The sequence below is a fragment of the Saccharothrix sp. BKS2 genome (assembly GCF_047689505.1).
Lineage (GTDB): Bacteria > Actinomycetota > Actinomycetes > Mycobacteriales > Pseudonocardiaceae > Actinosynnema > Actinosynnema lopnurensis.
The window spans coordinates 547,454-571,485 of the sequence record NZ_JAUQOL010000001.1 but is presented as its reverse complement, the minus strand read 5'-3'; the positions used below and the strand labels follow the sequence as shown (position 1 = coordinate 571,485).

Here is a 24,032-nt window from a genome sequence, read left to right as displayed (position 1 = left end):
CCCCTCAGACCAGGTACTGGTTCAGCTCGCGGGCCAGGAACCGCCCGTGACCGGTCGAGCCGCGGAAGCCGGAGGCGTCCACGACCACGCGCCCGCGCGAGAGCACGGTGTCGACCCTGCCGGTGATCTCCATGCCCTCGTAGGCGGAGTAGTCGACGTCCATGTGGTGCGTGGCCGCCGAGATCACCTGCGTCGCCGCCGGGTCGTAGACCACGAGGTCGGCGTCCGCGCCGGGCGCGACGACGCCCTTGCGCGGGTGCAGGCCGAACATCCGGGCGGGCGTGGTGGAGCAGATCTCCACCCACCGCGCCAGGCTGATCTCACCCCTCACCACGCCCTGGTGCAGCAGGTCGATCCGGTGCTCCACGCCCGGGATGCCGTTGGGGATCTTGGAGAAGTCGCCGCGCCCCAGCTCCTTCTGGTCCTTGAAGCAGAACGGGCAGTGGTCGGTCGACACCACCGACAGGTCGTTGGTGCGCAGGCCGCGCCACAGCTCGGACTGGTGCTCCCTGGGCCGCAGCGGGGGAGAGGCCACGTACTTCGAGCCCTCGAAGTCCGGCCTGGCCAGGTCCTCCAGCGACAGGTACAGGTACTGCGGGCAGGTCTCGGCGAACACGTTCTGCCCGGTGTCGCGCGCTCGCGCCACCGCGTCCAGCGCCTGCGCGGCGGACAGGTGCACGACGTAGAGCGGCGAGCCGGTGACCTTCGCCAGGGCGATGGCGCGGGAGGTGGCCTCGCCCTCCAGCTCGGGCGGGCGGGTCAGGCCGTGCTCGACGGGCTCGGTGCGGCCCTGCGCAAGCGCTTGCGCCACCAGCTCGTCGATCGCGATGCCGTTCTCCGCGTGCATCATGATCGTGGAGCCGGTCTCGCGGGCCTTCTGCATGGCGCGCAGGATCTCGCCGTCGGTGGCGTAGAAGACGCCGGGGTAGGCCATGAACATCTTGAAGGTGTTCACGCCCGCGTCCACGCAGGACTCCATCTCCTTCAACGAGGTGTCGTTGACGTCGGAGACGATCATGTGGAACCCGTAGTCGATGGCGCACCTGCCGTCGGCCTTCTGGTGCCACCTGTCCAGTGTGGACAGCAGGGAGGTGCCCTTGGCCTGCACGGCGAAGTCGATGATCGTGGTGGTGCCGCCCCACGCGGCGGCGGTCGTGCCGCTGGGGAAGTCGTCGGCGGAGGACGTGCCGCCGAACGGCATCTCCATGTGGGTGTGCGCGTCGATGCCGCCGGGGATGACGTACTTGCCGGCGGCGTCGATCGTCTCGTCGGCCTGGAGCGGGAACCCGGGCGCCAGCAGGGCCGCGATCCGCTCGCCGTCCACGAGCACGTCGGCCGGCGCCGCGCCGGTCGCGTTGACGACCGTGCCGCCCCTGATCAGGATCGTCACGGCTGCACCAGCCCGCCGTAGGTGTCGGGGCGGCGGTCGCGGTAGAACGCCCACAGGTCGCGGACCTCGGCCAGCAGGTCCATGTCCAGGTCGCGGACCACCACCTCCTCCTCGGTGTCGGAGGCGGCCTCGCCGATGAGCTGCCCGCGCGGGTCGGCGAAGTACGACTGGCCGTAGAAGTCGTTGTCGCCCAGCGGTTCCACGCCGACGCGGTTGATGGTGCCCACGAAGTACTCGTTGGCCACCGCCGCCGAGGTCTGCTCCAGCCGCCACAGGTACTCGGACAGGCCGCGGCTCGTCGCCGACGGGTTGAACACGATCCGCGCGCCGCCCAGCCCCAGCGCGCGCCAGCCCTCCGGGAAGTGCCGCTCGTAGCAGATGTAGACGCCGACCTTGCCCACGGCGGTGTCGAACACCGGGTAGCCGAGGTTGCCGGGCCGGAAGTAGAACTTCTCCCAGAACCCCTTGACCTGCGGGATGTGGTTCTTGCGGTGCTTGCCGAGGTAGGTGCCGTCCGCGTCGATCACCGCGGCGGTGTTGTAGTAGACCCCCGGCTGCTCCTCCTCGTACATCGGCACCACGAGCACCACGCCGTGCTGCTCGGCCACCTGGCACATCAGCTCGGTGGTCGGGCCGTCGGGGATGCCCTCGGTGTAGGAGTAGTAGTCGGCGTCCTGCACCTGGCAGAAGTACGGCCCGTAGAACAGCTCCTGGAGGCACACGACCTGCGCGCCCCGCGAGGCGGCGGCGCGGATCGCCTCGACCGCGTTCGCGGTCATCGAGTCCTTGTCGCCGGTCCACCTCTGCTGGACCAGCCCTGCCCGGACGACGTTGCTCACGATTTCTCCCTCCGCGGCGCCAGCGCCAGGTGGACGAGCAGGCCGCCGAGCAGTCCGACGACCCAGTTGTAGTCGTAGAGCGGTTTCAGCAACGGGATCAGCCCGTCGGCCGGGAACGGCCCGCCGTACGCGCCGCCCACGGCCAGCACGGAGCCGACGACGGTCGCCACCACGGCGCGCCAGTTCCAGCCGGCCGAGAACCAGTAGGCGCCGCGGCCGGACAGGTACAGGTCGGGCAGCTCCAGGTGGGTCCTGGCGAGGATCCAGTAGCCGGCGACGAAGACCCCGGCGACCGACGCCAGCAGGCCGCCGTAGAAGCCGAGCCAGGCGAAGATGTAGATGTTCGGGTCCGCGATCAGCCGCCACGGCTGGATGACGATGCCGACGACGCCGGTGATCAGGCCGCCGAGCGCGAACGAGATCTTCTTCGGGAAGGCGTTGGAGAAGTCGTAGGACGGGCTGACCACGTTCGCCGCGAGGTTCGCCGAGATGGTCGCCAGCACCAGCGCGACCAGCGCCACCAGCACGACGGCCGTCGAGTCGAACCGGCTCGCCAGCTCGGCCGGGTCCCAGATCGCCTCGCCGTAGAGGGCCACCGCGCCCGAGGTGGTCAGGATCGCCACGATCGCGATGAACGACATGGTCGTGGGCAGGCCCAGCAGCTGGCCGACGGCCTGCTTGCGCTGGCTGCCGCCGAACCGGGTGAAGTCCGGCATGTTCAGCGAGAGGGTGGACCAGAACGCGATCATGCCCATGAGGGCGGGGAAGAACACCTTCCAGAAGTCCGCGCCCCAGCCGAGCTTCGAGGGCTCGGACAGGATCGGCCCGAAGCCGCCCGCCTTGACCGCCACGTAGCCCAGCAGCACCAGGAAACCGATGCTGACCAGCGGCGCGGTCCAGTTCTCGAAGCGCCGGATCGCCTCCATGCCGCGCCAGATGATCAGCATCTGCACCACCCAGAAGCCCAGGAAGCACAGCCACAGGGTGGAGGTCTGGCCGAGGACGACGGGGGCGTTCACCCACCCGTCGCCGGCCAGGCGGCCGACGATGACGTGCAGCGCCTTGCCGCCCACCCAGGTCTGGATGCCGAACCACGCGCAGGCGATGAACGCCCGCAGCAGGGCGACCAGGTTCGCGCCGCGGATGCCGTAGAACGCGCGGGCGAACACCGGGAAGGGGATGCCGTACTTGGTGCCGGCGTGGCTGTTGAGCAGCATCGGGACCAGCACGATCAGGTTGCCCAGGGTGATGGTCAGGAACGCCTGGAGCCAGTCCATGCCCAGGGCGACCAGGGACGCGGCGAGGGTGTAGCTGGGGATGTTGTGCGCCATGCCCATCCACAGCGCGAAGAAGTTGTAGGTCGACCAGGTGCGGCGCTCCAGCGGCACCGGGGCCAGCTCGGGGTTGTAGTGCGGGCTGTCCGCGATCGCGGAGTGGTCCCGCAGCTCGACGCGGCCGTCGGCATCGGTCGTGACCTGGCTCGCGGGGTGGAGGGCCATCGGTCACGCCCCTGTTACGCTCGTGGAACATCCCGCTGGCGGGCGGTTCGGCGCGATTCCCATCCCGGCATCCTCCGGTCGGGCCACGCGCGTTGGGCAGTGTCAGAGTGTCCACGCTTGCCATGATCAGCGGACAGTCTGCCCATTGTCCCCGGTGGGCGCCCGGTGACGTCGTGCGGTGTGCTCCCGGTAGTGGCAGTGCTACCGAGCGTGATATGAATGGTCTGCGGCGCCTCGGCGGTCGATCCATCGTTCGGGTGATGGGATGTTCGCTGTCGACCGCAGCGTGACCGGTGTCTTAACGTCGGGCGGATGAAGCTCGAACTGCGTCACCTGCGCGTGGTCTGCGCGATCGCGGAGGAGGGCAGCCTGTCCAAGGCGGCCTCGGTCCTGGGCCTGGCCCAGCCCGCCCTGACCGCGCAGCTGCACCGGGTCGAGGGTCTGCTCGGCGGCAAGCTGTTCGACCGCGACCACCGGGGCGCCCGGCCGACCGCGCTGGGCGAGCTGGTGCTGGAACGGGCGCGCGTGCTGCTGCCCGCGTTCTCCCGGCTCCAGGAGGACGCACTGCGCCTGGTGGACGACGACCAGCCCACCGACCGCTACCGGGTGGGCGCGGTGAACGGGCCGATGCTCGGCGGCCTGGTGCACCGGCTCACCGAGTCGCACCCCGGCGCGCACGTGTCCACCCAGGTGTCGTGGTCCGGTGACGAGCTCGCCGCCATGGTGGCCGGTGGCCGGCTGGACTACGTGCTGGCGGGCGTGTGCGGGAACGCCTCGCCGCCGGACGGGCACGGGCTGGCGTGGAGCGTGATCGCGGTCGACCCGGTGTTCGTGCTGGTGCCCGAGGGGCACCCGTTCGCGCTGCTGGAGGAGGTGGAGCTGGCCGCGCTGAAGGACACCCAGTGGGCGGCGGTGCCGGGTGACGGGTGCTTCGGCAACTGCTTCGTGGCCGCGTGCAGCCGGGCCGGGTTCACGCCGCGCCCGATGTACGAGGTGGACATGCCCGGCTGCATCGACCTGGCGGCGGCGGGTGACGCGGTGGTGCTGTGCCAGCCGACGTTCCGCCGCACGCCCGGCGTGGTCACCGTGCCGCTGGCGGGCGTGCCGCTGCGGTGGCGCCACCTCATCGGCTGGGACCCGGAGGGGCCGGCCGCCGCGCTCGGCCCGCAGGTGCTGCGCTACGCCGCCGAGGCGTACCGGGAGACCGCCGAGCGCAGCCCGCGCTACGCGGCCTGGCTCGCCCGGCACCCCGAGTACGGCGCGGTGGCGCACCACCTGCCCGCCTGACCGGGGGGGCATCACGCGGCCTTATGACCCAATCGGTATTACCCCTGTCGGGCGGGCCGAATTACTTTTCACGGGGAATCCCTGCACTCCCTGCACTCCCTCGAGGAGAACCCCCATGTCCGCTTCGTTGAGACCGCTCGCGCTCGCCGCGGCGCTGGTCGTGGCCGGGACCCTGACCCCCGCCGCCCAGGCCGCGCCCGCCGACCAGGACGCCCTGATCCTCTCCGCCGTCCAGCGCGACCTGGGCCTGGACGCGGACCGGGCACGCACCCGGCTCGCCGCCGACCGGCGCTCCGGCGACACCGCCCGCGCCCTGCGCAAGCAGCTGGACAGCCGGTTCGGCGGCGCGTGGATCGACTCGTCCGGCACGCTGACCGTCGGTGTCACCGGGAAGTCGGCCGATGTGGCGCGGGGCGTGCGCACCACCCTCGTGCAGCGCAGCGAACGGGACCTGGACGCGGTCAAGTCCGCGTTGGACGCCCACGTCGCGAAGGCGCCGAAGTCGGTGCCCGGCTGGTACGTCGACCTGCCCACCAACACCGTCGTGGTCAAGTCCCGCCCCTCGGAGCCGGCCGCCGCGCGGGCGTTCGTGGCCTCCTCGGGCGTCGACGCGGCGGCGGTCCGGTTCGTCGGCACCGACGAGGCGCCGCGCCCGCTGATCGACGTGGTGGGCGGCAACGCCTACAACATCGGCAGCGGCTCGCGCTGCTCGGTCGGGTTCCCGGTCAACGGCGGCTTCGTCACCGCCGGGCACTGCGGCTCGACCGGCGCGTCCACGTCCAACCCGAGCGGCACCTTCCGGGGCTCCAGCTTCCCCGGCAACGACTACGCGTGGGTGCAGGTCGCGGCCGGCAACACGCCGCGCGGCCTGGTGAACAACTACTCCGGCGGCACGGTGTCCGTGGCGGGCTCGCAGGACGCGCCGGTCGGCGCCACAGTGTGCCGATCGGGCTCGACCACCGGGTGGCACTGCGGCACCATCCAGGCCCGCAACTCGTCGGTGAGCTACCCGCAGGGCACGGTGACCGGCCTGATCCAGACCACGGTGTGCGCGGAGCCCGGCGACTCGGGCGGCTCGCTGCTGGCGGGGACCCAGGCGCAGGGCGTGACCTCGGGCGGTTCGGGCAACTGCCGCACCGGCGGCACCACGTACTTCCAGCCGGTCAACGAGATCCTCCAGGCGTACGGGCTGTCCCTGCTCACCGGCGGTGGCGGCACGCCCAACCCGCCGACCGGCTGCCAGAGCTCCGAGACCCGCCACAACGGCTCGCTGGCCGCGGGCGGGCAGGCGATCCAGCCGAACGGGAGCTACTACCAGTCCACGGTGTCCGGCGCGCACGTCGGCTGCCTGGCCGGGCCGAGCGGCGCGGACTTCGACCTGTACCTCCAGAAGTGGAACGGCAGCGCGTGGGCGGACGTGGCCAAGGGCGACAGCCCGGCCGCGAGCGAGACGGTGACCTACAACGGCACCGCCGGCTACTACCGGTACCGGGTGCACGCGTACAGCGGGTCCGGCGCCTACACCCTGGGGGTCACGAACCCCTAGTCCCGGGGGAGGCCGTCGCGGGGTGCCTCTTCCCACCCCGCGACGGCCCGCGAACCGCCTGAGGGGGCGGGTAGCCCCGCGGTCGTCCTGGTCGGCGGACTGGGCGACCGCGGGGCGTTTTCCACCGCCCAGCGCTCCGCTTCAGGGTGGCCGATGAGCGTGAACAGCCGGAAGGCCCGCCGCCGCGCGCGCCGGGCCTTCTCGTCCTCGCCCAAGCCGGACCACGCCTCGCCGACGCGGGTCAGGGTGTGCGCGTGGGACCAGCGGTGACCGAATTCGCGGTAGCCCACCAGGGCCTCCTCAAAATGCGCCAACGCCCCGGCGAAGTCGCCTGTGCGGAGGCACACCCGACCCAGGCACTCGGCCGCGTCGGCCATGCTGATCCGGTCATCCGAGTCGGCCAACAGTTCGAGCGCCCGGTCCAAGTGGGTGCGCGCCTCGGCCACCTCGTCGAGGGCGACCAGCGTGCGGCCCAGTTGGAGGAGCGCGCGTGTCCGCCGCCGCCCGCTGTCGTCGGTGGCGAGGGAGACCGCGATCCGCGCGTGGGCGTGTGCCTCGATCGACGAACCACGTCGCTCGTAGGCGAGGCTGATCGCCTCGTGGGTGTGCATGAGGTCGAGAGGGATGGCCAGTGCGCGTTCCAGCACCTCGACCGCCTCGTCGTAGCGGCCGCTGAGCGTGAACATCCGCCCGAGCCCCCGCAGCGCGAGCACCTCGACCTCCGGGTCCTCGGCCGCTGCCAACGCCCTGCGCTGGACCGCCTCCCAATCCCACCACCGCCCGCTGCGGCCCAGGTACGACTGCGCGGTCCAGGCCAGCCGCCACACATGCCCCGCGAAGCCCTCGCGGTCGGCGAGGTCCAGTGCGGCGAGCAGATTCGCGTGCTCGGCGGTGAACCAGGACCACGCCGAGGTGATGCCCTCGACCGACATGACCACAGTGCCCGGGTAGGGTGGGTCGAGCCGGATCGAGGCCCGGTGCGGGTGGAGTTGTCGCTCGCCGGCGAAGCTGGCGTGCAGGTAGTGGTCGAGCAGTCGGCGCACGGCCGCGCGCCGCTCCCCGGCGGGTTCCTCCTCGGCGGCCCGCTCGGCCGCGTACTCGCGCAGCAGGTCGTGGAACCGGTAGCGGTCCCGGGACCATTCCTCCAACAGCGACGCCCTGACCAGGTGGTGCAACAAACGCCGGGTGGCCGCTGCGGGCAGTCCGAGCAGGCTTGCCGCCGCTTCACCCGGAACATCCGCACCGGGGTGCAGCCCGAGGAGCCGGAACAGCCTGGCAGCGTCCGGGGGCAACACGTGGTAGGACCAACCGAAGATCGCGCGGAGGTCGGTGCTCGCGTCGTCTTCGGTGGACAGCTCCGCCAGCTCGGTGACCATCTCGTACACGCGCAGGTGCGGCTCGTCCACCGCCTTGGTGCCCGCGATGGCCAGGGCGATCGGCAGCCGGGCGCAGCGCTCGGCCAGTTCGTCCACCGCCCGCTCCTCTGCGCTGACCCGTCGCTCACCGAGGTAGGTCGACAGCAGTTCCCGGGACTCCCGGATCGACAGCGGGGCCAGGACGCACCGCCTGGCCTGTTCGCGCGCCACCAACCCGCTCAGGTGGTCGCGGCTGGTGACCAGGACCGCGCAGGTCGGGCTGCCGGGCAGCAGCGGGCGGACCTGTTCGGCGTCGCGGGCGTTGTCCAGCAGCACGAGCACCCGCCTGCCCTCGACGTGGCTGCGGTACAGGGCCGCCTGCGCCTCCAGATCGGTCGGGACCTGCTCGGCGGGGATGGCGAAGGCGTCCAGGAAGCCCCGCACCGCCGCGGTCGGCTCGACCGGTCCGAGCGGGTCGAAGCCGCGCAGGTCCACGTACAGCTGGCCGTCGGGGAAGCGGTCGACCACCGATCTCGCCCACGTGACGGCCAGGGTGGTCTTGCCGATGCCCGCAGTGCCGTTGATGGCGATCACCGGAGTGGCCCCGTCGCCGGTGAGCAGCCCGGACAGGAGTGCCAGTTCGTCCGCACGGCCGACGAAGCGCGGGACGGCGGGAGGGAGCTGGCTGATGGGTCGTGCCGGGGCACCGGTCAGGTGCACGCCGCCGTTGATCGTTCCCGCCTGCACCACGGGTCCCCGCACCGGGCCCGAGGTGTTGCGCAAGTCGTCCACATCGCCATTCTGGCCCCATCGGGTGACATCAACACGGAGCGTCAGTCACCTGATCGTGCAGCTGTGGAGACGTTTGCCAACGACCGATGCAGAAGGAGTCAAGTCGAAGGTCCCCGACCAGGTTAGGAAAACCGTGTCCGGAAACCGCACCCGCGGACTCCTGCGTGCCGCCGCCCTGCTCGCCGTCGGCACCTCACCACTGCTCACCTCCGCCGCGAACGCCGCGGAGGCCCCCACCGACCTGCTCGACGGCAAGGTCGGTCACTCCCCCGAGGTGGGGCAGCAGGTCGTCACGCCCGCCGCCGACCTCGTCCCCGGGCAGTCGGTGCAGCTGCCCGCGCCCGTGCCGGCCGTAGTGCCGCCGGCCAAGGCGCCGCACGTGGCCGCGCCCGCGGGCATCGGCCTGCCCGACGCGCCGCGGCCGACCGACCCCACCGGCCTCACCGGCGGCCTGCTCGCGCCCCAGGCCCGCTCGCTGACCCCGGCCGAGTCGGCGCCCGGCATCGAGCTGCCCGCCGTTCCCGAGCTGCCGGTCAAGGCGCCCCGGCTGCCCTAGTCGGCCGTGCCCCGGTCGGCCGTGCCCTGGCCGGCCGGCGCGGGCGGGCGGGGCAGCTGAGGGTCCCGTTCGCCCATCTCCCGCACCAGCAGCGCGACGTACAGCGACAGCACCGAGTCCGGGTCCTCCAGGGACACCCCGAGGACCTGCTCGATCCGGTTCAGCTGCTGGTAGTACGCGGTGCGGGAGAGGTGCGCGGCCGCGGCGGCGGCCGATTTGTTGCCGCCGTGCTCGCAGAAGCACCGCAGCAGTTCCACCAGGCGGCTGCCCTGGTGGCCATCACGCGCGAGCAGCGGTCCCAGTTCCCGGTCCGCGAAGGCGAGCACCCGCTCATCCTCCCGCAGCAGGTGCAGCAGCCCGCGCAGGCGCACGTCGTCCAGCCGGTGGTACAGCCGGCTCCCGGGCGACCGCAGCGCCGCCCCGGCGACGTGCGCCGCCTCGCCCAGCGAGCGGCGCACGTCCGCCGGTCCCGTCACGGTCGTCCCGACGGCCACCACCACCGGCAGCGCGTGCTGCGTCGCCGCCGCCGTCCGGTGCACCTCCCGCGCCAACCGCCGCAGCACGCCGTCCAGCCCGGCCTGCGGCGGCAGCGAGAGCAGCGCCCGCACGCTGGTGTCGTCCACCACCCCGACCAGCGCGGGCACCGTCACCCGCCGGGCCGCCAGCGCCGTCGCCTCGGCGAGGTCCCGCAGCACCTCCTGGGTGGCCAGCGCCTGCGCGGGCGGGGTCGCGGCGCCCGGCCGGATCGCCACGCCGACCAGCTGCCGCCGCTCCAGGGGCACGCCCAGCGCGGCGGCCCGGGTCGGCAGGTCCCGCGGCGGCTGCCCGAGCAGCTGGGTCAGCAGGGTCCGGTGGGTCTGCCGCTCCAGCGACTCGCGGTCGCGCGCGACCAACCGGTGCACCGCCAGCGCCGACGCCGCCCGCTCGGCCACCACCACGTGCCGGTGCGGCGGCGCCTCGGGCGTGACCAGCACCAACCGGCCCCAGTCCGCGCCCCGCGCGCCGACCACCGTGACCAGCCAGCCGGACGCCTCGTGGTAGGCGGTCCGCTCGGCCGGCGCGACCTCCCGCGACCGCTGCGCCCAGTCCGCGAGCAACGCCGCCGGGTCCTGCCCGGCCGCGTCGTAGGCCAGCACGTCGCGCGCCAGCGTCTCCAGCACCACGGGCAGCCCGGAGGTCCGCGCCACCTCCCGCAGCACCTCGGCGGGCTCGGCCCCGGCCACGGTCAGCGCGGTGAACGCCTCGTGCACCTGCTCGGCCGCCCGCAGCTCGGCCAGCTGCGCGTCCACGATCAGCGCCACCACGGCCTCGGTCACCGACACGAACCGGGTCTCCCGGGCCAGCGCGACCAGCGGCAGGTCGTGCCGCTCGGCGGCGGCGACCAGGGCGCCCGGCAGCTCGTCGCGCCACCGCCGCACCAGCTCGACGACCAGCCCGGCCGCGCCCACCGCCGCCAGGTCGGCCACGTACCCGGCGAGCCCCTCGGCGTCCTCGGGCAGCGCGATGCCGGTGGTCAGCACCAGCTCGCCGCCGCGCAGCAGGTGCGCGATGTCCGCGACCTCGGCCGCGTGGACCCAGCGCACCCGCCGCCCCAGCCCGGTCGCGCCGGCGACCACCGCGGGCCCGCCCCGGCGGACCACCGGCAGGGCGAGCGCTTCGGCCACCGTCGGGTACATGGACACAACGTAATGGGAGGAGCCCGAAAGCGGAGCAGGTTGTCCATGGCGGCCCCCGCGGGCCCGCAGCACACTCCAGGGCAGGGACTACGACCGGAGGACGCGATGGGACACGAGGAGCTGCTCGCCCGGCACCGCGCCGTGATGCCCGACTGGATGGCCCTCTACTACGACCGGCCGATCGAGATCGCGAGCGCGTCCGGCCGGCACGTCACCGATGGCGAGGGCCGCACCTACCTGGACTTCTTCGCCGGCATCCTGACCAACGCCGTCGGCTACGACGTCGCCGAGATCTCCGACGCGATCCGCGCCCAGCTGGGCACCGGCGTGGTGCACAGCTCCACGCTCTACCTCATCCGCTCGCAGGTCGAGCTGGCCGAGCGGATCGCCGGGCTGTCCGGCATCCCGGACGCCAAGGTCTTCTTCACCAACTCCGGCACCGAGGCCAACGAGACCGCGCTCATGCTGGCCACCCGGTACCGCCGCAGCGACCAGGTCCTGGCGCTGCGCAACTCCTACCACGGCCGCGCGTTCGCCACCGTCGCGATCACCGGCAACCGCTCCTGGTCGGCCTCCTCGCTCAGCCCGGTCAAGGTGGCCTGGGTGCACGGCGGCTACCGGTACCGCAGCCCGTTCCGCGACCTCCCCGACGCCGACTACGTCTCGGCGTGCGTGGCCGACCTGCGCGAGGTGATCGCGACCGCGACCGCGGGCGAGGTGGCCTGCCTGGTCGTGGAGCCCATCCAGGGGGTCGGCGGGTTCTCCTCGCCACCGGACGGCCTGTTCGCCGCGTTCAAGGAGGTGCTGGACGAGCACGGCATCCTGCTGATCTCCGACGAGGTGCAGACCGGCTGGGGCCGCACCGGCGAGCACTTCTGGGGCATCCAGGCCCACGGCGTCACCCCGGACGCGATGACCTTCGCCAAGGGCCTGGGCAACGGCCTGGCCATCGGCGGCGTGGTCGCGCGCGGCGACCTGATGGACTGCCTGACCGCGAACTCGCTGTCCACCTTCGGCGGCAACCCGCTGTCCACCACCGGCGCCCTGGCGACCCTGGACTACCTGCTCGACCACGACCTCCAGGCCAACGCGGCGAAGCTCGGCGACCGGCTGATCGGCGGGCTGCGGCGCATCGCCGAGGACCGGCCGGCGGTGGGCGACGTGCGCGGCAAGGGGCTCATGGTCGGCATCGAGCTGGTCGGCCCGCAGGGCGAGCCGGACGCGCTGAAGGCCGGCGCGGTGCTGGAGGGCGCGCGGGAACGCGGCCTGCTGGTCGGCAAGGGCGGCCTGTACGGCAACGTCATCCGGCTCGCGCCGCCGATGACGGTGACCGAGGACGAGGTCGAAGAGGCGCTGGGCACCCTGGAGGCCGTGCTGTGAACACCGCTCCCGGCAGGATTCCCCACTGGATCGGCGGCAAGCCGTGGGACGGCGCGAGCGCGCGGTCCGGCGACGTGCACGACCCGGCGACCGGTCTGGTGACGGGGCGCGTCGACCTCGCCGACGAGTCCACCGTGGACGAGGCGGTGGCGGTGGCGCGCGAGGCGTTCGCGCAGTGGCGCGACTCGTCCCTGGCGCGGCGCACGACCGTGCTGTTCGGCTTCCGCGAGCTGCTCGACGCGCGCAAGGACGAGCTGGCCGCGATCGTCACCGCCGAGCACGGCAAGGTGCTCTCCGACGCGGGCGGCGAGGTGCAGCGCGCGCTGGAGGCGGCGGAGTTCGCGTGCGGCATCCCCCACCTGCTCAAGGGCGGGTTCAGCGAGAACGCCTCCACCGGCGTCGACGTGTACTCGCTGCGGCAGCCGCTGGGCGTGGTCGGGGTGATCTCGCCGTTCAACTTCCCGGCCATGGTGCCGCTGTGGTTCGTGCCCAACGCGATCGCGTGCGGCAACGCGGTGGTGCTCAAGCCGTCGGAGAAGGACCCGTCGGCGGCGAACTTCATCGCCTCGCTGTTCGCCGAGGCGGGCCTGCCGGACGGCGTGCTGAACGTGGTGCACGGCGACAAGCCGGCCGTGGACCGGCTGCTGGCGCACCCGGACGTGAAGGCGGTCTCCTTCGTCGGGTCCACGCCCGTGGCGCGGTACGTCTACGAGACCGGCACCCGGCACGGCAAGCGCGTGCAGGCGCTGGGCGGGGCCAAGAACCACATGGTGGTGCTGCCCGACGCGGACCTGGACCTGGCGGCGGACGCGGCGGTCTCGGCCGGGTTCGGCTCGGCGGGGGAGCGGTGCATGGCGATCTCGGTCGTGGTCGCGGTCGACCCGGTCGGGGACGAGCTGACCTCGAAGATCGTCTCGCGCGTGGAGCGGCTGCGCGTCGGCGACGGTCGCCGGCCGGGCTGCGAGATGGGGCCGCTGGTGACGGCGGCGCACCGCGACCGCGTGCGGTCCTACCTGGACGCCGGGGTGGCCGAGGGCGCCTCGCTGGTGGTGGACGGCCGGCTGCACGCCGTCGACGGCGCGGCGGAGGGGTTCTGGCTCGGGCCGACGCTGTTCGACCACGTCGGCACGGACATGTCACTCTACCGGGACGAGATCTTCGGGCCGGTGCTGTCGGTGCTGCGCGCGGCGTCCTACGACGAGGCGCTGGACGTGGTCAACGCCAACCCGTACGGCAACGGCACCGCGGTCTTCACCAACGACGGCGGCGCGGCGCGGCGGTTCCAGCACGAGGTCGAGGTGGGCATGGTGGGCGTGAACGTGCCCATCCCGGTGCCGGTGTCCTACTACTCGTTCGGCGGGTGGAAGGACTCGCTGTTCGGCGACTCGCACGCCTACGGCCCCGACGGGGTGCACTTCTTCACCCGCACCAAGGTGGTGACCGGCCGGTGGCTCGACCCGTCACACGGTGGGGTGAACCTGGGCTTCCCGCGCAACGCGTGAGCCCGCGGCTGTCCGGCGCGCGGGCGGGCCACGGGGTGGTCCGCCCGCGCGGTCGCGCTCACCCGACCTGGGCGGCCAGGCTCTGGGGGAGCGGGTCGTACCGGCTGAACCGGCGGGTGTAGGTGCCGGTGCCCGAGGTGAGCGAGCGCAGCTCGACGGCGTAGCGCAGCAGCCCGGTGGCCGGCACCTCGGCGCGCACGACCGTGGCGCCGCCCGCGGCGGCCTCCGTGCCCAGCACCCGGCCCCGCCGGCCGGACAGGTCGCCCAGCACGGTGCCCAGGTGCTCGTCGGGCAGCCGCACGGTCACCTCGTCCACCGGTTCGAGCAGGCAGGTCGTCCCGTTGGCGGCGGCGTCCTTGAGGGCCATCGAGCCCGCGGTCTGGAACGCGGCGTCGGAGGAGTCGACCGAGTGCGCCTTGCCGTCGACCAGGACCACGCGCACGTCGACCACCGGGTACCCGCCCTGGAGACCGCGCTCCAGCTGGGCCCGCACGCCCTTCTCCACGCTCGGGATGAACTGGTGGGGCACCGCGCCGCCCACGACCCGGTCCACGAACTCGAAGCCCGCGCCGCGCGGCAGCGGTTCCACCTCGATGTCGCACACCGCGTACTGGCCGTGCCCGCCGGACTGCTTCACGTGCCGCCCGCGGCCCCTGGCCGGCGCGGCGAACGTCTCGCGCAGCGCCACCTTCACCTGCTCGGTGTCGACCTCCGCGCCGCCCGCGCGCAGCCGCGCCAGCACCACGTCGGCGTGCGCCTCGCCCATGCACCACAGCACCAGCTGGTGGGTCTCGGCGTTGCGCTCCAGCCGCAGCGTCGGGTCGCCCGCCACGAGCTTGCCCAGGTTGCGCGCCAGGTTGTCCTCGTCGCTGCGGCTGCGCGGCACGATCGCGACCGGCAGCAGCGGCTCCGGCATCTCCCACGGGGCCACCAGCAGCGGCTTCTCCGGCGCGGACACCGTGTCGCCGGTCTCCGCCGAGCCCAGCTTGGTCAGCGCGCACAGGTCGCCCGCCACGCAGTAGGGCACCTCGCGCAGGGTCGCGCCCAGCGGCGAGTAGACGTGCGCCACCCGCTCGTCGGCGTCGTGGTCCTCGTGACCGCGGTCGGCCATGCCGTGGCCGGAGACGTGCACCGGGCGCTCGGGGCGCAGCGTGCCGGAGAACACGCGCACCAGCGACACCCTGCCGACGTACGAGTCCACGGCGGTGCGCACCACCTCGGCCACCAGCGGGCCGTCCGGGTCGGCCTCGATGCGGGGGTGCGGGATGCCGTCCACGCCGGTGACGGCGGGCAGCGCGTGCTCCAGGGGGGAGGGGAAGGCGCGGGCGATGCCGTCGAGCAGCTCGGGCAGGCCCAGGCCCGTCATCGAGCACACCGGCACCACCGGGTGGAACGAGCCGCGCGCGACGGCGGTCTCCAGGTCGGCGACCAGGGTGGCCTGGTCGACCTCCTCGCCGGAGAGGTAGCGGTCCATCAGGGTCTCGTCCTCGCTCTCGGCGATGACGCCCTCGATGAGCGCGTTGCGCTGCTCCTCGTAGGAGGGGTCGTCGGTGATGAGCAGGTTGACCAGGCCGCCGTCGTCGGCCGGCAGGTACAGCGGGACCACGCCCGTGCCGAACGCGTCCTGGCAGGCGGTGATCTCGGCCCGCACGTCCGCCCGCTGGTGGTCGCACCGGGAGATCACCACGGCGCGCGGCATCCCGACGGCCGCGCACTCCTCCCACAGCGCGACCGTGGCGGCGTCCACGCCCTCCGCCGCGCTGACCACGAACAGCGCCGCGTCGGCCGCGCGCAGGCCGGCGCGCAGCTCGCCCACGAAGTCGGCGTAGCCGGGGGTGTCGATGAGGTTGATCTTGATGTTGCCGTGCCGGACCGGGGCCACGGCGAGGCCGACGGACCGCTGCTGGCGGACCGCGGCCGGGTCGTGGTCGCAGACCGTGTTGCCCTCGGTGACCGAACCCGCCCGGGTCAGGACGCCGGTGCTGGCGAGCAGGGCCTCGGTGAGCGTCGTCTTGCCGGAGCCCGACGGGCCGACCAGCACGACGTTGCGGACCTTGGCCGGGTCGTCCACAGCGACCGCGCCTGCCGAGTGGCCGTTGTCGGAGTGTTTGGAACCCATGGGACCACCCTCCACAAGTGTTTAGTGTTCGATCTCACACCTCCGGGCCGTGTCGGACAACCCCAAGTGGTCACACCCAACCCGGCAGGAGGAATCCGGCCGATTCGGTCCGTTGGGACGTGGCGTACGCCACCACCTGCGCGGGAACACGAAGTGGCCTGCCGAGAACGGGTCGGATTGGCCTGCTTCGGCGGTCCACGTGCGCCTTACGATGGGTGACGTCCAGTTCTGGGCACTCGTCCTCACGAAAGGTTGGTCGTGACCACTTCACCCGACGCCGGCACGCAGGTCACCGGCACTTCCCGCGTCAAGCGGGGCATGGCGGAGATGCTCAAGGGCGGCGTGATCATGGACGTGGTCACCCCGGAGCAGGCCAAGATCGCCGAGGACGCGGGCGCCGTGGCCGTCATGGCGCTGGAGCGGGTGCCCGCCGACATCCGCGCGCAGGGCGGCGTGTCCCGGATGAGCGACCCGGACATGGTCGAGGGCATCATCGGCGCGGTGTCGATCCCGGTGATGGCCAAGGCGCGGATCGGCCACTTCGTCGAGGCGCAGGTGCTCCAGGCGCTCGGCGTGGACTACGTCGACGAGTCCGAGGTGCTCACCCCGGCCGACTTCGCCAACCACATCGACAAGTGGCAGTTCACCGTGCCCTTCGTGTGCGGCGCGACGAACCTGGGCGAGGCGCTGCGGCGGATCACCGAGGGCGCGGCGATGATCCGGTCGAAGGGCGAGGCCGGCACCGGCGACGTGTCCAACGCGACCACGCACATGCGCAAGATCCGCGCGGAGATCAAGCGGTTGCAGAACCTGCCCGCCGACGAGCTGTACGTCGCGGCGAAGGAGTTGCAGGCGCCCTACGAGCTGGTGCGCGAGGTCGCGGAGGCGGGCAAGCTGCCGGTCGTGCTGTTCACCGCGGGCGGCATCGCCACCCCGGCCGACGCGGCGATGATGATGCAGCTGGGCGCGGAGGGCGTGTTCGTCGGGTCGGGCATCTTCAAGTCCGGGAACCCGGCGCAGCGGGCCGAGGCGATCGTGAAGGCGACCACCTTCTACGACGACCCGGACGTGATCGCCAAGGTGTCGCGCGGGCTGGGCGAGGCGATGGTCGGCATCAACGTCGAGGAGATCCCGCAGCCGCACCGGTTGGCCGAGCGGGGCTGGTAGGGGTTTTTCGCGGTGGCCCGCCGGGGGTTCCGGCGGGCCACCGGCGTTTTCAGGAGACCGGGTAGACCTCGATGTCCACCTGGTGACCGTTGGACCCGGCGAGCTTCTCGTCGCAGGTGACCAGCGGCACCACCAGTTCCTCGGCGAGGGCGAGGTAGAAGGCGTCGTACGCGAAGACCGCGTGGCGCAGTTCCCACGCGCGCCAGGCGAGCGGGCGGAGGGGGAAGCGCTCGACAGGGGCGCCCAGGACCTGGACGACCGCTGCGGTCGCCTGCTCCCGCGAGAGGTGGCCGGCGCGTTCGAGGCGGCGGAAGACGCTCAGCACCTCGGCGTCGAGCAGGGCGGGGGTCGCGGCCTCGGCACTGGCGAGTCGGTGCACCAGGGCCTGGTCGGGAGCTTTGTTCGCGACGATCTCGATGAGCGCCGAACTGTCCACGACGACGTTCGGCTTCATCCTTCGCTCTCCCTGACCTCGCGGACGGCCTGCTGGATCGTCTCGTGGTCGAGGCTCCAGGTGTACTGGGTGGAGGTCTCCGCCACCCACTCCTGCATCGTCGGCCTGTTCGCCCTGTCGACGAGGATGTCGCGCAGGTAGGTGTTCAGCGGTACGTCGAGCGCGGTCGCCCGCGCCTGGAGCGCGTCGATCACCTCGGCGGGTACTTCGCGGACGTGGACGGACTTCGTCTCGCGCTCGCTCATTCTGTCGAATGTAGGTGTTGCCGTGGCGGTGTGCACGCGTGATCCATCGGTCGGGTCCTCGACCGGCTGAACCGCTCGAACGGGTGTGCTGAGCCCCACCCGGGACCGCCTGTCCCCTAGATGTGCTCCGAGACCAGCACGACGGTGGTCCCCGGCTCCAGCGCCTGGGCCGTGTGCGGCAGGTCCCCCGGGTACATCAGGTAGTCACCCGGTCCCAGCTCCACCGGCTCCTCCCGCAACCCCGCCAGCACCCGCCCCGCCCCGACGACCACGTGCTCCACCGTCCCCGCCATGTGCGGCTCGGACTCGCGGGCCGCGCCGGGCTCCAGGTGCAGCACGTAGATGTCGCGGCGCGCCCCCGGCGGGCAGGACGCCAGCAGGGTGGCGGTGTAGTGCGCCTTCTCCGAGTAGATGGCCGGGCCCTCGCCCGCGCGGATCACCCTGACGCGTGGCGCGGGCGGGTCCACCAGGCGGGCGAACGGCACGCCCAGCGCCACGCCGAGCGCCCACAGCGTCTCCACGCTGGGGTTGCCGTTCGCGGCCTCCAGCTGCGACAGGGTCGACTTCGCGATGCCGGCCCGCTTGGCGAGTTCGCTGAGGGACAGGCCCACTCGCTCGCGCTCCCGCCGCAGGGAGGCGGCGATGACCTCCAGCGGCGCGCCTGTGTTCGACATAACGGTCCCATCGTTCGGCTTGACGAACACCACCCCTGGTGTTCATCGTAGAAGACGATGCGTTCGACATGGCGAACCCCGGACCCCCCGCTGCTGCGCGACGTCACCGCGGTGGCGGCCGGCGCGGCGGTCAGCGGCGCCTCCTTCGGGGCGATCTCCACCTCGGCGGGCCTGGAGTGGTGGGTCCCGGTGGTGATGTCGCTGCTGGTCTTCGCGGGCGGCTCGCAGTTCATGGCCGTCGGCGTGGTGGCGGCGGGCGGCGGGCCCGTGGCGGCCGTGCTCGCCGGGCTCGTGCTCAACGCCCGCCACCTGCCCTTCGGGCTCGCGGTCGGGCACGTGCTCGGCGACCGGTTGTCGCACAAGCTCCTGGGCAGCCACCTGCTGATCGACGAGTCGACCGCGTTCGCGCTGGCGAACCGGCACGACCCGGAGAGGGCCCGCACCGCGTTCTGGGCGTGCGGAGTCACGCTGTTCGGCGCGTGGAACGCGGCGGTGCTGGTGGGGGCGTTCGTGGGGCGGAACATCGGTGACCCGGACGCGTTCGGGCTGGACGCGGCGTTCCCCGCGGCCCTGCTCGCGCTGCTGCTGCCCGCGCTCGAGGACCGCGTCACGCGGAACGCGGCGCTGCTGGGCGCGGCCGTCGCGCTGGCCGCGACCCCGGTGCTGCCCGCGGGTGTGCCGGTGCTGCTCGCCCTGGTCGGCCTGCTGGCCGCGGCACGGCGGGAGGTGGGGGCGTGACCCTCACCGCCGTCCTGGTGCTGGCCGCGGGCACCTACGCGTTCCGGGTGGCCGGGCCGCTGCTGCGCGGGCGCCTCCGGCTGTCCGACCGGGTCCGGGGACTGATGTCGACCGCGGCGACGGTGATGCTGTTCGCGCTGGTGGCGACGTCGACGTTGACCGAGGGTCGGGGGTTCGCGGGGCTCGCCCTGCCGGCCGGTGTGCTGGTGGGGGCGGTCGCCGCGTGGCGTCGGGCGCCGTTCGTGGTGGTGGTCGTGCTGGCCGCCGCGAGCACGGCGCTGCTGCGGCTGGCCGGGGTGGACTGAACGGCTCCCGGAGGACCGACCGGGACCCGGCGCGCGGTCAGCCCCGGGCGAGGAGGCGCAGCCCCAGCGGGGTGATGGCGTGGACGGCGTGGTTGGCGACGCGGCGGGTGGTGATGAGGCCGGCTTCGCGCAGCACGGTGGTGTGGTGGCTGACGGTGGCGGGACTGATGTGGTTGGTCCTGGCCAGGTGGGTGCTGGTGCCGTGGTCGAGGACCGAGCGCAGGATCGCGGCCCTGGTCGGTCCCAGCAGCGCTTTCAGGGAGTCGCCCGCTCCGGCTCCGGCGGCCGTCAGCCGCGCCTCGGGCGTGACCGGGAAGACCAGGACCGGCTGCGCGCGCGGGCGAGCCGCGACGACGGGGCGGGTCGGCCAGAAGCGGCAGGGCACGAGCAGCAACCCGCGCCCCTCCAGGTGCAGGTCCCGCTCGACGTGGTGGTCCACGGCCAGCACCGGGGGCGCCCAGGTCATCGCGGGGCCGAACCCGGTCAGCAGCCCCTCGGTGCCCCGGCTCAGGTGCGCTTGCGCGCGGTTGGTCGCCTCCAGCCGGACCGCCGCGCCGATCACCTCCTCGTACGGTTCGACGGCGTGCCTGAAATAGAGGGCCTGCTCGTCCGGAACCGGTGCGGGGAGGTCGGGAAAACGGATCAACCGGGTCGCCACCGCGATCAGCGCGTGCACCGCGGCGCGCAATTCGCGGTCCCTCGCCACCTGCTCGCGCAAGTCACAGCGCCACCTCTCGAAGAAAACGCCGCCCCCGCCGTGCCGGAGGACCTGCACGCTGCCGATCACCTCCCACACCGGATCGAAATTCATCCTCATCCTGGTGCGGCTGATGTCGACATCGCTGAAATGGATGCGCAACTGCGGCACGTCTCCCCCCGAGATCGCGACCGACCGACCTCCACCGGAGGCCGGAACAACCACATGATGCCGCCAGGGCACGTGTGAGCAGCCGGAACACCGCAAGATCGACCGCTTGGCGTACCCCGCGGCGACGTCGTCGAGCCGTCGGTCGAACAACGGTGGCTCTGATCAGAGCAGCACCGCGCGCTGATTCGAACCTGCTCGAAACCCGGCCGGCGGCCCATCGGGGACAGGCATGCTCGGCAACAGCGACGTGCGCCGGGCAGGCCGGGGGTCGCGAAATCAGAAAGGTCGTCGTGGGTATCCACACCAGGATTTCACGCGTGCTCAAGAGCGCCGGCGTGGTCGTCGGGGTCGTGCTGGCCGGAAGTGCCGTCACGGCGGCGCCGGCGCTGGCCGGCGACAACGGGGTGGGCAGCGGCCAGGCCGTGAACAACAACTCGTGGGCGGCGAGCAACTCCACCGCATGATGTACCTGCCCGACGAGCAGGACCGGCGGATCGCGCGGGCGAAGGACGCGCTCATCGTCGACTACATGGCCGCGCGCGGTCTGAGCTACACCCCGGACGTCGTGGACGTCACCGAGGACGAGGCGCTCGCCGCGCTGCGGCCGTTCGGGCTGGAATCGCTGGAGGGAGCCGAGGCGGAACCACTGCCCCCGAGCCCGTCCACGACGAGCACTACCTCGCCTACGCGCGCCTGGCCGTCCTCCAGCAACGGTGGCTGGACGCCCACCGCGAGCTGGTGGACGAGTGGCTGGCGCTCAGGCAGCGGCAGGACACCGGGGCGCGGGAGGTGCTCGGCCCCGGCTGACCGGCTCCCGCTGACCGGCTCCCAGGGGACCGACCGGCCGCTACTCCTGCTCGATGTAGTCGCGCAGCCGCCGCGCCAGCAGGCCCCGGTCGTCCGTCACGGTCAGCTCCGGCCGCCCCGGCTTGCCCGCCCGCACGTCCGCCACGAACCGGGCCACCTCCGCCGGCTCGGGCACCAGGGGCGGACCGAGGTGGGCGAGCGTCAACGCCCGCTCACCGGGATCGGTCTCCACCTCCACCGACCAGCCGTGCTCGCCGCTCCACACCAGCATCAGGTCGCGGTCCGGCCCCTCGGCCAGCGCGAGGTAGGCCGTGGTGGTGTCGGAGACCTCGAACTCCGTGCCCTCGGGCGGCACGCCGATCTCCTCGGCCACGGCCCGCACGTACCCGGCCAGGCCGGAGGCCAGCCCACCCGCTTCGTCCTCGGGCCACATGTCCACCCCTCACATCGCGATCGGCGAGGCCAGCCAGGTCTCGGGGATGCCGAAGGCGTCCACCAGGGTCCGCGCGTGCGGCCGCAGCTGCCCGCACAGCTCGTTCACCGCCTGCGTCACCGCCTTGGACCGCTGGGGCGTCAGCCTGCCGTGCTCCAGGAACCACGCCCGGTCGGCCTCGACGACGCTGAGCGCGTACAGGTCGCACACCCGCCCCAGCAGCTCCGTCGCCGCCGGGTCGGTGCCGCGACCCAGCGCGGCCACGAACGCCTCCAGCACCACCCGGTCCACGTGGACGCGCGCCGCGTGCAGCACGTGGTCCTGCGCGGCGTTGAACACCTCGAACGCGTCGTCCGCCGACGCCCGCCGCAGCCGCCGCGCCAGGCCCTCCAGCACGTGCCGCTCGCGGTCCTCGAACTGCCGCAGCTGCCAGCCCCGGTCCAGCAGCGCGTCCGAGCTGCCCGACACGAGCCGGTCGATGAGCGCCCGCGCGGCCGTCCGCTCGATCACCACGTTGACCGCCTGGTCGGCCACGAACCGGATCACGCCCCACGGGTCCAGGTCGCCCACGTGGTCGCGGTAGCTGGTCAGCAGCCCCTTCGCGACGAGCTGGAGCAGCACCGTGTTGTCGCCCTCGAACGTGGTGAACACGTCCGTGTCGGCCTTCAGCGCCGGCAGCAGGTTCTCCGCCAGGTACCCGGCGCCGCCGCACGCCTCGCGGCACTCCTGGATCGTGCGCGTCGCGTGCCCGGTGGCCACCGCCTTCAGCCCGGCGGCGCGCGACTCCAGCTCCCGCCGACCCCGGTCGTCGGACACGTCGTGCAGCGCCGACACCAGCTCCTCCTGCGCGAAGTGCAGCGCGTAGGTCTGCGCCAGCGCGGGCAGCAGCCGCCGCTGGTGGGCCAGGTAGTCCAGCACCACGACCTCCTCACCGCTCCCGGGCCGCGGGAACTGCCGCCGCCTCTCGCCGTAGCGGACCGCGAGGGTCAGGGCCTTCTTCGTCGCGCTGCCCGCGCCGCCCGCCACGCTGATCCTCCCGCGCACCAGCGTGCCCAGCATGGTGAAGAACCGGCGGCCCCGGCCCTCGACCGGGCTGGAGTAGGTGCCGTCGGGGGCGACGTCGCCGTACCGGTTGAGCAGCGCCGAGCGCGGCACCCGCACCCGGTCGAAGGTCAGCCGCCCGTTGTCCACGCCGTTCAGGCCCGCCTTGGGCCCGCAGTCCTCGATGGTCACACCGGGCGCCGGGCGGCCCTCCCCGTCCCGGATCGGCACCACCAGGGCGTGCACGCCGTGCTCCTCGCCGCCGGTGACCAGCTGCGCGAACACCACGGCCAGCCGCCCGTCGCGGGCCGCGTTGCCGATGTAGTCCTTGCGCGCGCCCTCGTCGGGCGTGTGCACGACGAACTCCCGGGCCTCCGGGTCGTAGGTGGCGGTGGTGCGCAGGTGCTGCACGTCCGACCCGTGGCCGGTCTCGGTCATGGCGAAGCAGCCGGGCAGCTCCATGCTCATGATCCCGGGCAGGTACCGCGCGTGGTGCTCCTCGGTGCCCAGCGCCTGCACCGCGCCGCCGAACAGGCCCCACTGCACGCCCGCCTTGACCATCAGCGACAGGTCGCCGAACCCGAGCACCTCGAAGGCCACCACCGAGCCGCCCACGTCGCCGTGCCCGCCGTGCTCGGGCGGGAACCCGATCAGCGCGTGGCCGCCCTCGGCCAGCACGCGCATCTGCTCCAGCACCCACGCGCGGTGCTCCTCGCGGGGCAGGTCGCGCACCGGCGCGACCTTGCCCAGCAGGTCCAGCGAGTCGCGCCGCAACCCGGCCCACCTGCCGTCGAGCAGCTCCCGCAGCGCCTCGGTCAGCTCCGCCACCACGAACCCCCGTTCCACCGCTTGGGAGACGGGGGTACCCGCCGGTAGCCCTCGCGACGAGTGGAATGGGTCACCCGGTCGGGGGGATCGTGTGCTTGCGCACGTGCTGGAACAGCAGGTTGGTCTGCACCTCGCTGACCTCGCGCCGCGTGGTGAACCGGTCCAGCACGAGCCGTTGCAGGTGGGCCGTGTCGGCGACCGCCACGTGCACCAGGAAGTCCTCCGGGCCCGCCACGTGCGACAGCGCCAGCACCTCGGGCAGCGACAGGGCGTACTCCATGAACGGCCCCACGATCGCCCTGGTGTGCGGCCGGACGCGGATCGCGATGACCGCCTGCACCGGCCGCCCGACGGCCGCCGGGTCCACCTCCGCGTGGTAGCCGGTGATCACGCCGCGCTCGCGCAGCGACCGGTGCCGCACCACGCACGTGGAGGGCGCCACGCTCACCCGTTGCGCCAGGTCCTTGTTGGGCAGCCGCGCGTCCTTCTGGAGCTCCCGCACGATGGCCGCGTCCACCGAATCCAGCACGG

Annotated in this window: 22 protein-coding genes; 9 read left to right on the top strand and 13 right to left on the bottom strand. The window is 73.0% G+C overall.

The features are described 5' to 3' along the window. Window positions 1-4: 4 nt before the first annotated feature. The 3 genes from hydA to Q5530_RS02000 are packed head-to-tail and all read right to left on the bottom strand — an operon-like array spanning window position 5 to window position 3,728. On the bottom strand, window positions 5-1,390 hold the full coding sequence (hydA, locus tag Q5530_RS02010; protein WP_415360289.1) for a dihydropyrimidinase: 1,386 nt from the start codon (window positions 1,388-1,390) through the stop codon (window positions 5-7). Next, window positions 1,387-2,229 carry a nitrilase-related carbon-nitrogen hydrolase gene (locus Q5530_RS02005; RefSeq protein ID WP_415360288.1) on the bottom strand — a complete coding sequence of 281 codons (843 nt, stop codon included), beginning with the start codon at window positions 2,227-2,229 and terminating at the stop codon, window positions 1,387-1,389. Before Q5530_RS02005 ends, hydA begins: the two co-directional genes overlap by 4 nt. Further along, on the bottom strand, window positions 2,226-3,728 hold the full coding sequence (locus tag Q5530_RS02000; RefSeq protein ID WP_415360286.1) for an NCS1 family nucleobase:cation symporter-1: 1,503 nt from the start codon (window positions 3,726-3,728) through the stop codon (window positions 2,226-2,228). Before Q5530_RS02000 ends, Q5530_RS02005 begins: the two co-directional genes overlap by 4 nt. A 312-nt stretch (window positions 3,729-4,040) precedes the next feature. On the opposite strand from Q5530_RS02000, the gene Q5530_RS01995 reads away from it, so the two are divergent. Then, window positions 4,041-5,015 (top strand): LysR substrate-binding domain-containing protein, encoded by a 975-nt coding sequence (locus Q5530_RS01995; protein WP_415360284.1) that lies wholly within the window; start codon window positions 4,041-4,043, stop codon window positions 5,013-5,015. 115 nt (window positions 5,016-5,130) lie between these two features. After that, window positions 5,131-6,561 carry a S1 family peptidase gene (locus Q5530_RS01990; protein WP_415360282.1) on the top strand — a complete coding sequence of 477 codons (1,431 nt, stop codon included), beginning with the start codon at window positions 5,131-5,133 and terminating at the stop codon, window positions 6,559-6,561. On the opposite strand, the gene Q5530_RS01985 is transcribed toward Q5530_RS01990, so the two are convergent. Further along, window positions 6,558-8,708 carry an NB-ARC domain-containing protein gene (locus Q5530_RS01985; RefSeq protein WP_415360281.1) on the bottom strand — a complete coding sequence of 717 codons (2,151 nt, stop codon included), beginning with the start codon at window positions 8,706-8,708 and terminating at the stop codon, window positions 6,558-6,560. The genes Q5530_RS01990 and Q5530_RS01985 overlap by 4 nt on opposite strands. Before the next feature lie 133 nt (window positions 8,709-8,841). Between Q5530_RS01985 and Q5530_RS01980 the strand changes: the two genes are divergently transcribed. Further along, window positions 8,842-9,264 carry a hypothetical protein gene (locus tag Q5530_RS01980; protein WP_380633578.1) on the top strand — a complete coding sequence of 141 codons (423 nt, stop codon included), beginning with the start codon at window positions 8,842-8,844 and terminating at the stop codon, window positions 9,262-9,264. Here the strand turns inward: Q5530_RS01980 and Q5530_RS01975 are convergent. Then, window positions 9,261-10,940: a PucR family transcriptional regulator gene (locus tag Q5530_RS01975; RefSeq protein ID WP_415360280.1), complete on the bottom strand. Its 1,680-nt coding sequence runs from the start codon at window positions 10,938-10,940 to the stop codon at window positions 9,261-9,263. The two genes, Q5530_RS01980 and Q5530_RS01975, sit on opposite strands and share 4 nt — an antisense overlap. Window positions 10,941-11,045: 105 nt before the next feature. On the opposite strand from Q5530_RS01975, the gene Q5530_RS01970 reads away from it, so the two are divergent. Next, window positions 11,046-12,320, top strand: coding sequence for an aspartate aminotransferase family protein (locus tag Q5530_RS01970; protein WP_415360278.1), 1,275 nt, complete (start codon window positions 11,046-11,048; stop codon window positions 12,318-12,320). Then, window positions 12,317-13,822, top strand: coding sequence for a CoA-acylating methylmalonate-semialdehyde dehydrogenase (locus tag Q5530_RS01965; protein WP_415360277.1), 1,506 nt, complete (start codon window positions 12,317-12,319; stop codon window positions 13,820-13,822). The genes Q5530_RS01970 and Q5530_RS01965 overlap by 4 nt, the downstream gene beginning before the upstream one ends. 58 nt (window positions 13,823-13,880) lie before the next feature. Here the strand turns inward: Q5530_RS01965 and Q5530_RS01960 are convergent, their stop codons facing one another. Further along, window positions 13,881-15,941, bottom strand: coding sequence for an elongation factor G-like protein EF-G2 (locus tag Q5530_RS01960; RefSeq protein ID WP_415360275.1), 2,061 nt, complete (start codon window positions 15,939-15,941; stop codon window positions 13,881-13,883). Window positions 15,942-16,199: 258 nt separating this feature from the next. Here Q5530_RS01960 and pdxS point away from each other — a divergent pair, with 258 nt between their 5' ends. Next, window positions 16,200-17,108, top strand: a complete 909-nt coding sequence (gene pdxS, locus Q5530_RS01955; protein ID WP_415360274.1) for a pyridoxal 5'-phosphate synthase lyase subunit PdxS — start codon at window positions 16,200-16,202, stop codon at window positions 17,106-17,108. Window positions 17,109-17,157: 49 nt separating this feature from the next. Here pdxS and Q5530_RS01950 read toward each other — a convergent pair whose 3' ends face one another. The 3 genes from Q5530_RS01950 to Q5530_RS01940 all read right to left on the bottom strand — a co-directional run bounded on the left by Q5530_RS01950 (window position 17,158) and on the right by Q5530_RS01940 (window position 18,481). Continuing rightward, window positions 17,158-17,562 (bottom strand): type II toxin-antitoxin system VapC family toxin, encoded by a 405-nt coding sequence (locus tag Q5530_RS01950; protein WP_415360273.1) that lies wholly within the window; start codon window positions 17,560-17,562, stop codon window positions 17,158-17,160. Beyond that, window positions 17,559-17,807: a hypothetical protein gene (locus tag Q5530_RS01945; RefSeq protein ID WP_415360272.1), complete on the bottom strand. Its 249-nt coding sequence runs from the start codon at window positions 17,805-17,807 to the stop codon at window positions 17,559-17,561. Before Q5530_RS01945 ends, Q5530_RS01950 begins: the two co-directional genes overlap by 4 nt. 116 nt (window positions 17,808-17,923) lie before the next feature. After that, a complete protein-coding gene (locus Q5530_RS01940) occupies window positions 17,924-18,481 on the bottom strand; it encodes a helix-turn-helix domain-containing protein (RefSeq protein ID WP_415360271.1) in 558 nt (185 codons plus the stop codon). 57 nt (window positions 18,482-18,538) lie between these two features. Here Q5530_RS01940 and Q5530_RS01935 point away from each other — a divergent pair, with 57 nt between their 5' ends. Next, window positions 18,539-19,219 carry an AzlC family ABC transporter permease gene (locus Q5530_RS01935; RefSeq protein WP_415360270.1) on the top strand — a complete coding sequence of 227 codons (681 nt, stop codon included), beginning with the start codon at window positions 18,539-18,541 and terminating at the stop codon, window positions 19,217-19,219. After that, entirely contained in the window at window positions 19,216-19,524 is a 309-nt protein-coding gene (locus Q5530_RS01930) for an AzlD domain-containing protein (protein WP_415360269.1), read from the top strand. Before Q5530_RS01935 ends, Q5530_RS01930 begins: the two co-directional genes overlap by 4 nt. Window positions 19,525-19,561: 37 nt before the next feature. Here Q5530_RS01930 and Q5530_RS01925 read toward each other — a convergent pair whose 3' ends face one another. Continuing rightward, on the bottom strand, window positions 19,562-20,335 hold the full coding sequence (locus Q5530_RS01925) for an ArsR/SmtB family transcription factor (protein WP_415360268.1): 774 nt from the start codon (window positions 20,333-20,335) through the stop codon (window positions 19,562-19,564). 374 nt (window positions 20,336-20,709) lie between these two features. On the opposite strand from Q5530_RS01925, the gene Q5530_RS01920 reads away from it, so the two are divergent. After that, window positions 20,710-20,856: a hypothetical protein gene (locus Q5530_RS01920; protein ID WP_415360266.1), complete on the top strand. Its 147-nt coding sequence runs from the start codon at window positions 20,710-20,712 to the stop codon at window positions 20,854-20,856. 383 nt (window positions 20,857-21,239) lie between these two features. Here Q5530_RS01920 and Q5530_RS01915 read toward each other — a convergent pair whose 3' ends face one another. The 3 genes from Q5530_RS01915 to Q5530_RS01905 all read right to left on the bottom strand — a co-directional run bounded on the left by Q5530_RS01915 (window position 21,240) and on the right by Q5530_RS01905 (window position 24,030). Next, window positions 21,240-21,632 (bottom strand): DUF6292 family protein, encoded by a 393-nt coding sequence (locus tag Q5530_RS01915; RefSeq protein ID WP_415360265.1) that lies wholly within the window; start codon window positions 21,630-21,632, stop codon window positions 21,240-21,242. Between the two features lie 9 nt (window positions 21,633-21,641). Further along, window positions 21,642-23,501, bottom strand: coding sequence for an acyl-CoA dehydrogenase (locus Q5530_RS01910; RefSeq protein ID WP_415360449.1), 1,860 nt, complete (start codon window positions 23,499-23,501; stop codon window positions 21,642-21,644). A gap of 70 nt (window positions 23,502-23,571) precedes the next feature. Further along, the gene (locus tag Q5530_RS01905; protein ID WP_415360263.1) at window positions 23,572-24,030 is read right to left on the bottom strand and encodes an Lrp/AsnC family transcriptional regulator; all 459 of its coding nucleotides are present in this window, start codon (window positions 24,028-24,030) and stop codon (window positions 23,572-23,574) included. Window positions 24,031-24,032: the final 2 nt, after the last annotated feature.